This window comes from Planobispora longispora (assembly GCF_016863135.1).
GTDB classification, from domain to species: Bacteria; Actinomycetota; Actinomycetes; order Streptosporangiales; family Streptosporangiaceae; genus Planobispora; species Planobispora longispora.
In genome coordinates this window covers 1-14740 of sequence record NZ_BOOH01000067.1, presented here as the reverse complement: position 1 = coordinate 14740, position 14740 = coordinate 1, and the positions used below count along the sequence as shown (strand labels likewise).

16 protein-coding genes are annotated in these 14740 nt (G+C 70.9%); 7 read left to right on the top strand and 9 right to left on the bottom strand.

All coding sequences use genetic code 11. The features are described 5' to 3' along the window. The first annotated feature begins 314 nt into the window (after positions 1-314). Both sigK and Plo01_RS36750 read left to right on the top strand, forming a co-directional pair. Entirely contained in the window at positions 315-929 is a 615-nt protein-coding gene (gene sigK, locus Plo01_RS36755) for an ECF RNA polymerase sigma factor SigK (RefSeq protein ID WP_203895400.1), read from the top strand. Continuing rightward, positions 926-1687, top strand: a complete 762-nt coding sequence (locus Plo01_RS36750) for an anti-sigma factor (protein WP_203895399.1) — start codon at positions 926-928, stop codon at positions 1685-1687. Before sigK ends, Plo01_RS36750 begins: the two co-directional genes overlap by 4 nt. Before the next feature lie 103 nt (positions 1688-1790). Here the strand turns inward: Plo01_RS36750 and Plo01_RS36745 are convergent, their stop codons facing one another. The 3 genes from Plo01_RS36745 to Plo01_RS36735 form a co-directional block, all read right to left on the bottom strand. Beyond that, the gene (locus tag Plo01_RS36745) at positions 1791-2426 is read right to left on the bottom strand and encodes a hypothetical protein (protein WP_203895398.1); all 636 of its coding nucleotides are present in this window, start codon (positions 2424-2426) and stop codon (positions 1791-1793) included. 358 nt (positions 2427-2784) lie between these two features. Next, positions 2785-3882, bottom strand: a complete 1098-nt coding sequence (locus Plo01_RS36740; RefSeq protein WP_203895397.1) for a BMP family lipoprotein — start codon at positions 3880-3882, stop codon at positions 2785-2787. Between the two features lie 229 nt (positions 3883-4111). Next, positions 4112-5716 carry a methyl-accepting chemotaxis protein gene (locus Plo01_RS36735; protein ID WP_203895396.1) on the bottom strand — a complete coding sequence of 535 codons (1605 nt, stop codon included), beginning with the start codon at positions 5714-5716 and terminating at the stop codon, positions 4112-4114. A 486-nt stretch (positions 5717-6202) separates the two neighbouring features. On the opposite strand from Plo01_RS36735, the gene Plo01_RS36730 reads away from it, so the two are divergent. Beyond that, entirely contained in the window at positions 6203-7402 is a 1200-nt protein-coding gene (locus Plo01_RS36730) for a site-specific integrase (RefSeq protein WP_239317805.1), read from the top strand. Positions 7403-7473: 71 nt separating this feature from the next. Here the strand turns inward: Plo01_RS36730 and Plo01_RS36725 are convergent, their stop codons facing one another. Together Plo01_RS36725 and Plo01_RS36720 are read right to left on the bottom strand one after the other, a co-directional pair. Next, positions 7474-7713 carry a type II toxin-antitoxin system RelE family toxin gene (locus Plo01_RS36725; RefSeq protein WP_203895395.1) on the bottom strand — a complete coding sequence of 80 codons (240 nt, stop codon included), beginning with the start codon at positions 7711-7713 and terminating at the stop codon, positions 7474-7476. Further along, positions 7710-8006, bottom strand: a complete 297-nt coding sequence (locus Plo01_RS36720; RefSeq protein ID WP_203895394.1) for a type II toxin-antitoxin system Phd/YefM family antitoxin — start codon at positions 8004-8006, stop codon at positions 7710-7712. Before Plo01_RS36720 ends, Plo01_RS36725 begins: the two co-directional genes overlap by 4 nt. Positions 8007-8322: 316 nt before the next feature. On the opposite strand from Plo01_RS36720, the gene Plo01_RS36715 reads away from it, so the two are divergent. The 4 genes from Plo01_RS36715 to Plo01_RS36700 all read left to right on the top strand — a co-directional run bounded on the left by Plo01_RS36715 (position 8323) and on the right by Plo01_RS36700 (position 10835). Beyond that, a complete protein-coding gene (locus Plo01_RS36715) occupies positions 8323-9042 on the top strand; it encodes a nucleotide-binding protein (RefSeq protein WP_203895393.1) in 720 nt (239 codons plus the stop codon). Then, positions 9042-9941 carry a ParB/RepB/Spo0J family partition protein gene (locus Plo01_RS36710; RefSeq protein ID WP_203895392.1) on the top strand — a complete coding sequence of 300 codons (900 nt, stop codon included), beginning with the start codon at positions 9042-9044 and terminating at the stop codon, positions 9939-9941. The genes Plo01_RS36715 and Plo01_RS36710 overlap by 1 nt, the downstream gene beginning before the upstream one ends. A gap of 221 nt (positions 9942-10162) precedes the next feature. After that, positions 10163-10414, top strand: coding sequence for a hypothetical protein (locus Plo01_RS36705; protein WP_203895391.1), 252 nt, complete (start codon positions 10163-10165; stop codon positions 10412-10414). Next, a complete protein-coding gene (locus Plo01_RS36700) occupies positions 10404-10835 on the top strand; it encodes a PIN domain-containing protein (RefSeq protein ID WP_203895390.1) in 432 nt (143 codons plus the stop codon). The genes Plo01_RS36705 and Plo01_RS36700 overlap by 11 nt, the downstream gene beginning before the upstream one ends. Positions 10836-11092: 257 nt before the next feature. On the opposite strand, the gene Plo01_RS36695 is transcribed toward Plo01_RS36700, so the two are convergent. The 4 genes from Plo01_RS36695 to fliD form a co-directional block, all read right to left on the bottom strand. Beyond that, positions 11093-11935: a hypothetical protein gene (locus tag Plo01_RS36695; protein WP_239317802.1), complete on the bottom strand. Its 843-nt coding sequence runs from the start codon at positions 11933-11935 to the stop codon at positions 11093-11095. A gap of 493 nt (positions 11936-12428) precedes the next feature. Further along, positions 12429-12770 carry a hypothetical protein gene (locus Plo01_RS36690; protein WP_203895389.1) on the bottom strand — a complete coding sequence of 114 codons (342 nt, stop codon included), beginning with the start codon at positions 12768-12770 and terminating at the stop codon, positions 12429-12431. A gap of 1 nt (position 12771) precedes the next feature. Beyond that, on the bottom strand, positions 12772-13173 hold the full coding sequence (gene fliS / locus Plo01_RS36685) for a flagellar export chaperone FliS (protein WP_203895388.1): 402 nt from the start codon (positions 13171-13173) through the stop codon (positions 12772-12774). Between the two features lie 5 nt (positions 13174-13178). Next, on the bottom strand, positions 13179-14567 hold the full coding sequence (fliD, locus tag Plo01_RS36680) for a flagellar filament capping protein FliD (RefSeq protein ID WP_203895387.1): 1389 nt from the start codon (positions 14565-14567) through the stop codon (positions 13179-13181). Positions 14568-14740 lie beyond the last annotated feature (173 nt).

The following is a 14740-nucleotide window of genomic DNA, read 5'->3' as shown; positions in this document are numbered from 1 at the left end:
GCCGGCGAGGCGGCTCATCGCCCGCTTTTCACCCGCCTGAGCTGGGGCTGTCTCCTCGCACACGGAAGATCTCCGTGCTCCCGGCCTGTCGCCGGATCTGTTTTAATGCGATTCTCACCCTTCTCCCATAAGACCCGAGAAATGGACAGGGGATACGCGCGAAGGCGGCGGTGAAGAAGGCCCCTCGGAAACGCCGCCGGACGGAGAACCCGCCGCCCGCCGGGAGCCGGGCACATCCCGATACGGGATCGACGCGTCCCGCAGCCATCCGCGGCACGAGCTGCTCCGAAACCCTTGGCGTCGGAGCCGTGCGGATGGGGCGGAGGAAGCGCGTGGGAGCACGAGGCAGGCCGCGGGCGGGCGAGGATCGTCCGGACGGCCGTCCGCCGGGGCTGGAGGAGCTCCTGCAGAAGGTGGGGCGGGGGGACCGGGCGGCGTTCGAGCGGGTGTACGAGGCGATGGCCCCGCGCGTGTACGGCCTGGTGCTGCGGGTGCTGCGGGACCGGGCGCAGAGCGAGGAGGTCGCCCAGGAGGTCATGGTCGAGGTGTGGCGCAGCGCCGCCCGCTACGAACCCGGCCGTGGCTCCGGGCTGGCCTGGGTGCTCACGATCGCGCACCGCCGGGCGATCGACCGGGTCCGCTCGGCCCAGGCGGGTCTGGACCGTGAGGAGCGGGTGGCGCGGATGGAGACGCACCGGCCGTACGACGAGGTGTCGGAGCTGGTGGAGGACCGCCTGGAACGCGAACGGCTGCGCCGCTGCCTGGAGCGCCTGACACCGCTGCAGCACGAGTCGCTCACCTTCGCCTACTACGGCGGATACTCCTATCGAGAGGTCGCCGAGCTGGTCAGAGCGCCGCTGGCGACGGTCAAGACGCGGATGCGCGACGGGCTGATCCGGCTGCGCGACTGCCTGGGGGTGGATCGGTGAGGACGAGGAGCGGCGGGTTCGACCCGCACACCCTGGCCGGCGCCTACGTGCTGGACGCCGTCGACGACGAACTGGAGCGGCGGCGGTTCGAGCGGCATCTGGACGGGTGCCCCGAGTGCGCCCAGGAGGTCGTGACGCTGACCGAGACGGCGGCCCGGCTCGGCCGGGCGGTGGCGGCCGAGCCTCCGCCGGGGTTGCGGGAGCGGGTGATGGCCGAGATCGACCAGGTACGGCAGCTGCCACCGGCCGTCCCGGCACCGGGCGGCGGCCGGTTCCGTCCGCGCGTGAGCGGGTGGCGGCCCCGGCTGTCGGCGGTCATCGTGGCGGCCGCGACGGCCGCGGTGGCCGTGCTCGGTCTGACGACCGTCCAGGCACGCCAGGAACTGGAGGAGGCACGGCACGCCGAGCGGCGGATCGCCGCCGTCCTGACGGCCGCCGACGCGCGGACCTTCACCGCCCCGGCCGTCGAGGGCGGGCGTGGCCGCGTGGTCGTGTCCCGCTCGCAGGGCCGGATGGTGTTCTGGGCGTCGGGGCTGGCCGACCTGCCCGACGACCGGGTCTACCAGCTGTGGCAACTGGCCCCGGGCAAGATCTCCTCAGCCGGGCTGCTGTCCCCGGACGCCACCGGCGCCACCCTGCCGGTGATCAGCGTCACCGGCGAGGGAGTGGCCCAGGTGGGGGTGACGGTGGAACCGGCGGGCGGCTCGGCGCAGCCCACCACCACCCCGTTGCTGCTGGTGGACCTGCCCGCCGCCTGACCCGGACCGCCCGGCGGGCGGGACTCCGCACGGCGCGCCTCCGGGTGGCGGAAACCGGCGCCCGTCCGCCCGGCGGGCGGCGCCGTCCACGATGCGGGCGGCGTCAGCGTTCGACGGCGGCACGGAACGCGGGAAGGACCGCCTTGAGCTCGGCGGCTCCGAGATTCGCGCCGGTCACCACGCCGATCGTGCCGTCGTCGGCCCAGGCGCACATGCCGGTCTCGGATCCCAGTTCGATGATTCCAATGCAGAGAGCGCTCTCATTCGACGGATTGGCCGTCAGATCGAACCTGTGGTCGGGCGTGACGCCTTCCAGGAAGTCGCCGACGGCGGCCTCCACGACCTGCCGCCGCCGATCGGGGCCGAGCTCCGCGTCGTAGCCGGTGAAGATCATTTTCCTGGTCCACTTCTGCCCCTCGGCCCGCTCGGCCTCCTCGTAGCGCACCTGTACGGCGTCGCGCACGGAGACGCCTTCGGCGTCCCCGAGATGGGGCTGCCTGTCCAGCAGTTCCTGGCGGGTGAAGAACGGCCACATGCCGTCGAGGCGGAAGCCCTCCACCCGCTGGGGCGGCGGAAGCACCAGGCGATGGGCTCCGGCGGACGGCCCCGCCGGCGACCGGCCCGGAGCAGCGGGCTCCCCGGCCGCGCACGCCGTCAGCGCTCCCGTGACGAGCACGGTCATCGCCGCGGCGGCCGTACGGCGGAGGCGGAACCTGCGAGCGGCGGATGACGTGATCATGGACCTTCCTTCGTCCCCCGCCTCCCCTCCGGGCGCGGGTACGGAAGGTTAACCCGCTGCGGGACCATCACCGCCCCGCAGCGTTTACGCCGTAAACAGCGGACGGGGCTCCCTGCAGCGGGCCGGCGCACGAAGGGAGGAGTGTTTACGGCGTAAACGCTCCCGGGAACCCGGCCTCGGACCAACGCCAGGTGTTTACGCCGTAAACGCTCGCGGGAGCCCCCGGACCGGCGCCAGGTGTTTACGCCGTAAACGGCAGCCGGGCATGACCCCTGTGACAGGCCGGCGCACGAAGGGCGAGGAGCGTTTACGGCGTAAACGCCCGCCGGGAGCTCAGCCCCTGGCGAGCGCCGGGTGTTTACGGCGTAAACACGCGGCGCGTCTTCGTCCGGAGGGTGAGGTCAGGCTTGGTGGGGACGGTGATGCCGCCGTCGAGGATCCGCTGGCGGAGGGAGTCCACCTGCCTGCGCACCGGAGCCACGGCCTTCTCGTTGGACACCGAGTAGCCGACACCGTCGGTCTTCAGGTCGAAACGCTTGACGCCGCCCGCCCGGTCGCCCTTGATGAACGCCTGGATCTCCTGGAAGACGGCGTTGTCCACCCGCTTGATCATCGAGCTCAGGATGGCGTCGCGGACACCGGGGTCGGCGGTCTGGTACTGGTCGGAGTCCACCCCGACGGCCCAGACCCCCTTGCGGGCGGCGATCGCCTCCAGCGAGCCCGCGCCGGAGCCTCCGGCGGCGGTGTAGATGACGTCCACGCCGTCCGCCATCATCCTCTCGGCGATCTCCTTGGCCCGGTCCGGGGCGCCGAAGCCGCTGAAGTCCGGCGGCACGGAGACGTAGTCGACGCTGACGTCCACCCCCGGCCTGGCCTTGGCGGCCCCGGCGGCGAATCCGGCCTCGAACTTCTGCAGCAGCGGGATGCGGACGCCACCGATGAACCCCACCCGCCCGGAGCGGGACTTCAGCGCCGCGGCCGCCCCCACCAGGTAGGAGCCCTGCTCCTCGGCGAAGACCAGGGAGACCACGTTCGGGGCGCTGAAGGAGTCGTCGTCGACGATGGCGAAGGTGGTGTCGGGGAACTCCGCCGCGACCGTCTGGACCGCCTTGGCGTACAGGAAGCCGACCGCGATGACCGGGTTGCGGCCGGACTTCGCCAGCTCGCGGAGCTTGGCGGTCCGCTCCTCCTCGGTCTCCTCCGAGAGCGTGACCTCGACGCCGTCGACCTCCAGCTCCTTCTTCGCCCGGTCCAGTCCGGCTGCCGCCGCGTCGTTGAAGCTCTTGTCCCCCCGGCCGCCCTGGTCGAAGGCGATTCCGACCCGGACCTGCTCCAGTCCCAGGCCGTCGCTGTCGGCGGCGGCGAGGCGCACGGCCGGCTCGGCCCCGCATCCGGCGACGGCCGTCATGGCCGACAGGGCCAGTACCGCCAGCACGGTCCTGTTCGTCTTGCGCACTGTGGTCTTCCTTACTGCCTGGCGAAGGGGCCGGTGATGCGGGAGGTCTTTCGGTCCCGGCGGTCTCCGGCGTCTCTGAACGGCTTCTCTGGGGACTTCTCTGGATGTCTTCTCGGGAGGGGGTGAGGACCCGGCAGGTGTTTACGGCGTAAACGCCCGCCGGACCCACGGGCCGCGGCGCCGGAGTGTTTACGGCGTAAACGCTCCGGCGGCACGGCTCGGACGCGGCTCAGTAGGTGAACTGCTCAACCGACTCCCGCAACCGCTGGGAGACGCCGGTGAGCTCCTCCACGGTCCGGCGCGAGCGGGTGACGTCCGTGTCGACCGCCGAGGCGGAGGCGGCCACGGCGGTGATGCTCTCCGCGATCCGGGAGGCGCCGCCGGCCGCGTCGGCGACGCTGCGGTTCATCTCGTTGGTGGTGGCGGTCTGCTCCTCCACCGCGCTGGCGATCGTCGTCTGGTAGTCGCTGATCCCCGAGATGACCTCGCTGATCCTGGCGATGGCGCCGACCGCCGCGGTGCTGTCGTCCTGGATGGCCAGGACGAGACGGCTGATCTCCTCGGTGGCCGCCGCGGTCTCCTGCGCCAGGCTCTTGACCTCGTGGGCGACCACGGCGAAACCCTTGCCGGCGTCGCCGGCGCGGGCGGCCTCGATGGTGGCGTTGAGGGCCAGCAGGTTCGTCTGCTCGGCGATGCTCGTGATCAGCTTGACCACGTGGTCGATCTCCGACGAGGACGACGTCAGCTGCGCCACGGTGGCGTTGGCCGACTCCGCGGCGTTCACGGCCTCCGCGGCCACCCGGGCCGCCTCGGCGGCGTTCCTGGAGATCTCCTCGATCGCGCCGCCCATCTCACGCGAGCCCTCAGCGACGTTCCGCACGCTCTGGCTCACCTCGTGCGAGGTCTGGGCGACGGCGCCGGCCTGCTCGGAGGCGTGGGTCGCGCTGGCGGCGAAGGTGCTGGTGACGGCGTCCAGCTCGGTGGACATGTCCGCGAGGGTCACGGCGTGGTCGGCCACGTCGGTGACGACCGAGCGGACCGCCGCGAGCGCCTCGTTGAGCGCGACGGCCATCTGCGCGGGCTCGTCGTCGCCCTCGGTCGGCAGCTCCACGTCCAGGCGGCGGCGCGCCACCGTGCGCAGGGCGTCCCGCGCCGCGGTGACCGGCGCGACGATGCTCCGGGTCACCAGGAAGGCGAGGAGGCAGCCGAGCAGGAGGGCCAGGGCCGCGCCGATCGTGATCGCCCGCTGGGCGGAGGCGGCCGCGTCCGCGGAGTCCGCCACGGCCTGCTGGCTGCGCTGGTCCACGGAGTGGGCGAGCTGCTGCGCGGCGCGCAGGATCCGGTAGTAGGTGTTCCAGCTGTCGTTGACGGCGAGCTGGTCGCCCTGCCACAGCGCCTCGGAGGTGCCCGCGCGGAACGTCTCGACGATCTTGTCGTTGATCGTGAAGTACGTCTCGGACTCGGCGGTGATCCGGTCGAAGAGCTTCCGCTCGGAGGCGTTCATGGTGCCGGTGACGACGCGGGGGAGGAACTCCTCGAAGCGCTCGCGCTCCTGCTCCCACGCCTTGTGGTTGACCGAGTCCCCGCCGAACGCGCGGGCGGCGCCCAGGCGGTGGACGTCGGAGATGTAGGCGCTCTGCCAGCCGCTCATGCTGGCCGCATAGAACTTGATCTCTTTGGCCTGGCTGGTGAGGATCTGCAGATCGCGCACCTGCGACGAGGTCTGCCGCTGGTCCTGGATCGCCGAGAAGGCGATCACGGCGACCCCGGCGAGAAGGGTCAGCAGCACGGTGAATGCCACCGCCAGCCGTACTCCGATCCTGACCCTGCGCATGATCATCCTCCGTGACAGTTCTGCAACCGAGACCCATCGGCAGACCTGCGCCGGAGCTGAGGGGCACAGCCGGCCGGAAGCGCCGGAGGAGCGAACGCTGGGCGAACGTCGGCTGGGGGAACGTCAGCCGCCGGTGTTCACGCCGTGAACACCGGCCGTGGTCTCCCGGTCGAGTGTTTACGGCGTAAACGGGGGCCGCGCGTGCCGCCGGATGCTCACGCCGCGAACGGCGCCCCGTCCACGCCGCCGAGTGTTTACGGCGTAAACGCCTGCGGTGATCGTGGCCGGGTGTTTACGCCGTAAACGCTGCCTCGTCCAGCCACCGGTGTTTACGCCGTAAACGCTGTCCCGGTCCACGGCGTCGGGTGTTTACGGCGTAAACGCCCGACGGCCTCCGCCCGCCCCCGGATCTCCGGTCGGCCGGCGTGCCCCTGTCGGCCTCGCCTGCCAGACTTCGAGAGCGGGAGATCATGGGAGGAGCGCACGGTGAACGATGACCGATCGGTGGACGTCCCGGCCGCGTCCGTCCCCGGGACGCCGGCCGTCCCGGAGACTCCGGAGGCGTCCGCCCCGGCCGGCCTCATGGGATCGGCGGTCCCGGCCGTGATCGGGAAGCGGCCCGATCCGGTGGCCGCCGGAAGCCCGCCCGGCCCGGCGCCCGGCGGGCAGGTGATCGAAGGAACCCTCGCCGGGACGCCCGACTCCACGGTGTCCGCCTCGACCGCGGCCCGCATCGCCGCCAGCGTCCCGGACGCCACCCGCCGCGCCTACGCCGGGGACTGGAACCGCTTCACCGCCTGGTGCTCCCGGACGGGCCGCACGGCGCTGCCCGCCTCCGCCGAGACCCTCGCCGAGTACGTCTCCGCCCTCGCCGACGAGGGCAAGGCGCCGGCCACCATCACCCGCGCCATCGCCGGGGTCCGCACCGCCCACCGCGTCAACGGCCTCACCCCGCCCGACACCACCGCCGCCCGCGCCGTCCGCAAGGCGTACCGGGGCGAGCGGGCCGCCGCCGGGCTGCCCAACCAGCGCCAGGCCGCCGCGCTGGCCGTATCCCACCTGCGCAGAATCGCCGCCGCCCTCGACACCGGCACGGCGATCGACCTGCGCGACCGCCTGACCGTGGTCCTCGGCTGGGCCATGATGGCCCGCCGCAGCGAGCTCGCCGGCCTCGATCTGGGCGACGTCGTCGAGGTCGAGCAGGGCCTCGTCGTGACCGTCCGACGGTCCAAGACCGACCAGGCCGCCACCGGGCGTCAGGTCGCCGTGCCGTACGGCTCCGACCCGCTCACCTGCCCGGTGCGGGCCCTGCGCGCCTGGCGGGCGCTGCTGGCCGAGCGCGGCTCCGTCTCCGGCCCGCTACTGCGCCGCGTCGACCGGCGCGGCGTCATCGCCGGCGTCCCCGGGGCGAAGCCCGCCGGCGGCGGTCCCGCCGACGGCCGCCTCAGCGGTCACTCCATCGGCCAGATCCTCACCCGCGCCGCCCGCCGCGCCGGGCTCGCCGTCGACGACCTGAGCGCCCACAGCCTCCGCGCCGGCGGCGCGACCGGCGCCTACACCGCCGGGGCCGACCTGGTCGCCATCGGCCGCCACGGCGGCTGGCGCGACGGGTCGAGTGAGCTGCTGAAGTACATCCGCGACGTCGACCGCTGGAAGCACAACCCGATGCACGGCGCCGGTCTCTGACGCCGGAGAGCGGAGGCGTTTACGCCGTAAACACCTGGTGCCCTGTCTGAGCCGTCCGGCGGGACGTCCGGTCATGTATTGATCTGGAGGACCCACACCGAGACATGATCAGCACCGTGCGTGTATATGAGGCGGAAGGCATCGGTGCGCAGTTCGAACGCACCGGGGATGCCTCCGTAGGGGCGCACGCCCAGTGGTTCAGGCTCCTCGGCAAGATCGAGAAAGATATCAACGATCATGGAGCGCAGACCGGGAGCGGCCTGCCGCAGGGTCTCTCTAACGCCGTCGGCGAGATCGAGGGGTCGCTTCAAGAGTGCTCGCCGGGGGCGGGCAGGCCGAAGTCGGCGTATAGCTCGTCACGGGTCTCGTAGCGGTGCATCCTCAGCTCACCACGTTCCCGGGCGGCGATCGCCTCACGGACGCGACCGATTTCCAGTTCCTCGCGAGCCCGCAGCAGTTCCTCGTACTCCTTTTCGGAGATGAGCACAGCGCGTTCCTCGTCGGAGCGGGTGATCGTGGTCGGCTGACGACCGTGGACGGCGCGGGCCACCAGGGGACCGAGCCTCTTACGAGCCTCGACGATGCCGAGAGTTTCGTTCGTCATGCCTCCCATCGTACGGGCTGGTGAGCACCCTGTACATGATGGTCATAGTGATCACCGTTTCTCTGACAGCAGGCGGTACCGGTAGTGGCTGTGAGGCCTTCGGTGGCCCCGTCGGTCCACCTGTGTTTACGCCGTAAACACCCGAAGCCTCATACCGCGTGCCGTCCGGCTCGGCGTCCTGGTCTCGGGATACTCGGCTACCTGCTCTGCCGGGCGCGCCCCGAGTGTTTACGGCGTAAACGCCAGGAGCATCTGGGATAGTTGGCCTCCTGATCCGAAGTACCACCTCGGGAAGCACACGGAACAGGAGCCCCACGTGGCCAGAGTGCACGTTGTCCTCAACCAGAAGGGCGGCGTCGGCAAGTCGACGCTCGCCGTCAACCTCGCCGCCGTCACCGCCGACACCGTCGGGGGAGTGGCGGGGGAGAACCCCCCGGTCGTCACCGTCTCCATCGACCCGCAGGGCTCGGCCGTCTGGTGGTCGGAGCGGGTCGGCGAGGCGCTGCCCTTCGACTTCGTCCAGGCGCACGACGACATCGACGGACTGGCGAACCTCCGGCACATCCCGCACATCACCGACGTGTGGGTGGACACGCCCGGCTGGCTGGACCTGTCGGACGGCGCCTCCACCGACGACCCGCTGGGGGACGGCAAGGCCGCCGACGCGCTGCGCGCCGTGCTCGACAACGCCGACGACGTGATCGTTCCCATCGAGCCGGAGCCGCTGTCGTTCCAGCCGACGTTCAACACGGTCGAGAAGGTCGTCAAGCCGCGCAAGCTGCCGTACCTCGTCGTCGCCAACAACTGGGACCCGCGCGACGGCCGCGCCGACCTGGACGACACCCTGCAGTTCGTCCGCAACCAGGGCTGGCCGCTGGCCAACACGGTGATCCGGCACTACAAGATCCACTCTCGGGCGTCGGCCGAGGGCCTGGTCGTCACCCAGTACCCGAAGAACCGGGTCGCGATGGAGGCCCGCGAGGACTTCTACCGGCTCGCGCTGGAGCACGGCCAGATGATGAACGGGCGGGGCTGATGGCGGGGAAGAGGACGAGCCTCGCGGCGCTGATGGTCGGCCAGCCGGCCGACGCCGAGGCCCCGGCCGCGCCCGCCGCCCCGGCCGCGCCCAAGTGGCCGGAGACGGTGCGGCTGGAGGACCTGGCCGACAACCCGGACAACCCGCGGGAGAGCCTGCGGGACCTGGAAGGGCTCGCCGACACGATCCGGGACGAGGGTCTTCTGCAGGATCTGGTCGTCGTCCCCCGGGACACCTGGCTGGCCGTCTACCCGCACCACGCGGAGAAGGTCGGAGACAGGCCGTACGTCATCCAGCACGGCCACCGGCGCCGGCACGCGGCGGCGCTGGCCGGGCTGACCGAGGTGCCGGTCAAGGTGCGGGAGTCGGCGGAGTCGGCCGAGGAGCGCACATTGATCGAGAACTTCCAGCGGGACGACCTGACGCCTCTGGAGGAGGCCCGGGCCCTGCAGCGGCTGATGGAACTGCGGGAGATCTCCCTGCGGGAGGCGTGCCGCAAGGTGGGCAAGTCGCCGGGCTGGGGCTCGCAGCGGATGATCCTGCTGAAGCTCCGGCCGGAACTGCAGCAGGCGCTGATCGACGGCACGCTGAAGCTGGAGGACGCCCGGGAGATCGGGAAGCTCCCCCCGGAGGAGCAGGCCATGCCGGTCGCCCCGCCGCCCGTGGTGGAGCCCGTACGGCGGGCCGGGGACAGCGTTCACGCCGGGGACGGTGTTTACGGCGTAAACGCCCGTCGGGAGGGTTCGGCCGCCGGGGAGAAGAGCGCGAGCAGGAGGCAGAACTACGGCGTCATCCCGCTCGGGCCGCCCTCGGCGATAGCGGCCGAACTGCGGGCCCGTCTCTCCCGGGAGGACCTGGAGACGCTGGTGGAACTGCTGTCGGCGTCGGTGGCCCGGTGAGTACGGCGCAGGCCGGAGCGCGGGAAACGCCGGTCGCCGAGACCGGTGGAGTGTTTACGGCGTAAACGGGGGCCGGGGACGAAGGGTCCCCGGTCCTCTCGCGTGAGCCGGGAGGCTTCGCGAGAGGACCGGGAAGTCCCTCCGGGGCGGAAGGAGGGCGGACCGGAACCGGCCCGTCCGAGGGTCTTCGCAACGTGATCCCCCGTTCATATGATGAAGGTATGAGCACCCGCCCGATCACCATCACCGTGGAAGAGGACTTCCACGACTACGTCCAGCAGCAAGTCGAGCAGGGACGTGTCCGATCCGTGTCGGCCTATTTCAACGAGGCCGTCGCCCGCAGGATCGAGACGGAACGCCGCGCGGACGCCGCCTGGCGCGCGGCCGTGGAGAAGGCTCAGCAGAATCCGGAGGCGGTCGCCCGGGCCCGGCGGCGGGCACGCAAGGCCCAGGAGATCTTGAGTGCCCGCTGACCCGGCGTTCGTCCTGGACGCGATGGTGCTCACCGAAGTCGCACGCGGCGACTCCGACACCATCATCCTTCTTCAGCAGCTCGACGCCGAGAAGATCACATTGATCGTCCCGGCCCTGGCCGTCACCGGCGCCGCCGTCGACGTCGGCTGCGTCGACGAGCAGCTGGCGACCGTACGAGGCGTCTGCCGGCTGAACTCCGCGAAGTTCGTGGGCCCGGCCACTTTCGACGACTCCGCAGACCTCGCCCAGCTCCGCCTGGAAATCGAATCGCTCGGCGAACTGTGGGACGTCCACACGGCGGTCCAGGCCATCCTGCACGGCTGCCCCATCCTGACCACCGACTACGGTCGCTGGAAGGACGCGGTTCTCGAGGCTCGCGGGGCGCTCTCCGTCGTCGAAGTCACCGACCTCGACGACTGAACAGTCCCGATCTCGCAGGGGACCGCCGGTCTCGCGCCGACGCCTTCCAGGTGCCTGAAGGCCGGAGCACCGTAGACGGCCCGGGAAGCCGAGGTGTTTACGGCGTAAACAGCGGTCCGTGAGAGGGGCCCGGCAGGTGGAGTGAAACACGAGGCCGCCACCGGATGTCCGGTGGCGGCCTCGTGGCTGTCGGGGTGACCTGGTGGCGCCGCTGGGGCGCCTCGGTCAGGTGTTTACGTCGTAAACAGCGGCGGGGATCAGGCGTCGGCCTTGGCGCGCTGCCGCGCCATGCGCAGGGCGGCGAATCCGGCGCCGCCGAGGGTCAGGAGCATGGTCACGGCCAGAGCAGGCGAGATGCCCTCCTCACGGGCGGCGGCGACCGGGGCGGCCTTCAGCTCGGTGGTCTTGGCGTCCGCGGCGGCGGGCTGGGCGGCCTTGTCGGCCTCGGCCTTCTTGGCCTCGGTCTTCTCGGTCTTCTTGGGCTCGGCCTTGGCCGGCTGGGTCAGGGTGACCGGCTCGGCGGGGTTGCGGTCCTTCTTGCCCCAGGCGCCGGTCTCGAAGGCCACCGGGTGGTTCTTCTTGCCCACGCCCGGGCCCCACTTGGTGATGACGTAGTCGACCTTGATGTGGCCCTTGCCGCCGTTGCCGTCCACGCCCAGGGTGTCGGGGTTGAAGGTGCCGCCGGTCAGCTCGGCGAAGGTCTTGGCGTCCAGGTCCAGCATGATGCCGCGGTTGGAGGGCTCGCCCGGGCCGCGGTCGCCGACGAAGAACGGGGCCTTCTTGCCGTTGTAGACGACGTAGCCCTCGGTCATCAGCGGCCAGGACGGGGAGGCGGCCAGGCCCTTCTGCATGGGCTTGCCCGAGGCCGGCAGGCCGGTGTCGCCGTTGCGGCCCGAGGCGTCGTCCCAGTAGTAGGAGGCGGTGGTCGCGCCCTTGAGCATGACCTGCTTCTGCTCGGCGGTCTGCGTGGCGGGGGTCTTCTGGGCGGTCTCCGCGTGGGCCGCACCTGCGACGCCCATGCTCAGTCCGGCGGTCAGGGTCAGACCCAGGGTGGCGGTGAACAGGCGGGCGCGGGTGCTGAGGCGAGCGGCGAACGTCATGAATTGTGATCCCTCGTGCGGCGACAGGACTCCGGCGGTGAGTCCCGCGAGCGGGATCCGGTGCCGGTGAAGGCTGCCGTAGCGGCCTTCGACATCCAGTAAGCCGTCCGGGCGTAGCGGGAGAAGTGCGCCAAAGGTGCAGGAAAGTTGCCGCGGTTCCCGATCCCTCAACCCCCTGCTACGTAGGGGTTCCGGCCCGCTCCCACCGAGCGTTCACACCGTGGACACGGGACGGATGCCGGTGACGATCACGAGCGTTTACGCCGTGAACACGCGGCGGAGCCCAGGTGATCATCGCGAGCGTTTACGCCGTAAACACCGGGGAGGTTCGGACATCAGGGCCTGGGGCCGGACACAGACAGGCTTCCGCGACCTTGTTGCATGTATTGACCACTCATCAACCCCAGCAGTCAAGCCAGGAAGAATGCGCTTTCCAGGGCCCGTCCGTGACCCGTGGGCGGGGGTGTTCCCGCGCCCACGGGCCCGGTCGTGATCAGGCCGCGCAGTCGATGTAGACCGGGCGGGGGGCGCCGTTGCCGCCCGACTCGACGCGGGCGAGCATCGCAGCCTGGCGGCGGTTGACCACCATGGCCTGGGCCATCGCCTTGGCCGTGCCGAGCTGGCGGGCGAGGATGGCCTCGGCGCGCGGCCGCATGTCCAAGGGGAGCGGACCGATCCCCTCAGGGGGCGACCAGGAGGCCCCGCTCGCGAGTCCCTGCTCGGGCTGGTTGCTGGAGAGCAGCTTCTCGGCGGCGACGACGTCCATCTCCAGCTCGTCGAGCGCGGCGGTCCAGGCCGCACGCCATTCGTCCGCCCCTGACGGCTGGGCGGTCATGTCACGCCACCCGGGCGGCGGCGGCGAGCGAAGAGGCCTCGGCCGCGGCGGCCCGCCAGGCGTCGCGGAGCGGCTCGATCAGGGCTCGGCAGGAGGCCACCTGCGCGGCGTCGCGCCGTACGTTGGCCTGGATGAGCTGGGTGAGCAGGAAGCCGTAGAGCTCGGCGAGGCCGGCGGCGCCGTCCCAGCCGTCCGTCTTCAGCGAGGAGCGCAGCTCGATGATGATGTCCTGGGCATGCATGAGCTGCTGGGCGGCGGCCTCGCGGTCGCCGCGGCCCAGCGCCTCCTCCGCCCTGGTCAGGTCGAGTACGAGGCGGTCGTACAGCATGACGAGCAGCTGTCCGGGTGAGGCGGTGTTCACCGTGTCGGCGATGTACCGGGCTCGCATGGAAGGGTTGGTCATGGCGGCTATCCGTTGCTCGAGGGTGCGGGCAGGCTGGAGATCTGGCCGGCGAGCCAGGTGGACTGCTGGTTCAACTTGCCGAGCGAGACCTCAAGGTTGGAGAACTGCTTGCGCAGCGCGGCCTCACGCCTCTCCAGACGCAGGTCCCAGGCGTCGATTCGCTTGTTGAGGTCGGTGACCAGGCTCTCACTGCCTTTGATGGCGTTGGTGATGTTGGTCGTGCTGTTGTTGGCGGCGATCGAGATCCGCTCGGCGAGGCCCATGACGGCGGTCAGCTTGGACTTGGGGATCTTCGTTCCGTCGGGCGCCGTGGTGATCTGGACCGTGGGGTCCTCGGCCATCACCGCGTTCATGACCTTTGCGGGGTCTTCGGCGTAGGCCTTGAGGAACTGCTCGCGGTCGAAGGTGAGCTTGCCGTACTGGTCGAGCTCGACGCCGAACTGGGAGAAGCTCCCGTAGCCGGTCTGGCCGCCGCCGATCTGACCGAGGACGGTCTGCGAGATCTGACGGGCGGTGGAGTTGCCGGCGAGCGGCTGCTTCGTCTTGGCCCCGGCGGTGTAGGCGGTCTGGGTCTTGATCTCGCCCAGTACGGCGTTCGCCGCGTCGACGAAGGCCTTCATCTTGTCGGCGACGGCCTCGTTGTCCGCGTCGACCGTGACGGTGACGTTGTTCTCCAGCTTGGTCACGTTGATGGTGGTGCCGGGCAGGACGCCGGTGATGGCGTTGCTGCCGCTGGTGACGGTGTAGCCGCCGGCCGACGGGTCGCCCACCTCGATCACGGCGTTGGCGGCGGGGGTGATGTCGTCGGGGGCTCCGCCGGCGAGTCCGGTGATGGTGAAGCCGTTGGCCGTGCCGGTCTTGGTGGAGCTGAACTGGAGGACGGTGCCCTGGTCGGTGGTGAGGACCGAGGCGCGCACGTTCAGGCCCGCGGCGTTGATCGCGTCGGCGACGCCCTGCGGGGTGTTCGTGGTGACGTTGACCTCGACCGCGGCGGCGCCGCCGATCGAGATGCCGACCTTCGTGACGCCGCCGGCCAGTGCGGGGTCGGTGGCCGAGGCGTACTTGGCGGTGCTCACCTGCGCCTTGGCGACGTCGGTGACGTTGAAGCTGACGCTGCCGGGCATGGCCCCGGCCGTGGTGGTCGCGGTGACCGTGGACGAGGAGGACGCCGCCTTGCCGATCTGCCACGAGGTGGTCTTCAGCATGTCGTCGGCGGCGGACTTGAGGGAGGCCAGTTTGGTGTTGATCCCCTGGAAGGCGCTCTGCACCTTCTGCTGGGTCGTGACCTTGGACTGGAGCTGGGTCTGGGGGACCCGCTCCACCTGCATGAGCTGTGAGATCAGGGAACTGGTGCTCAGGCCGCTGACAAGGCCGTCGACAGTGCTGCCAGCCACGTATGCGTGTCCTCTCTAGGTTTCCCGCCCCCGGGCGGGCACTCACTCACTCCCGCCCCGGGGGGCGAAAGGCCGAACAAGGCGAAAGGGCGGCCGGCGGATCACGCCGGCCGCCCCTTCGTTGATGCGTTGCCGCTCATCAACGGGCGCGGTTAGCGCCTGCCGATGATTAA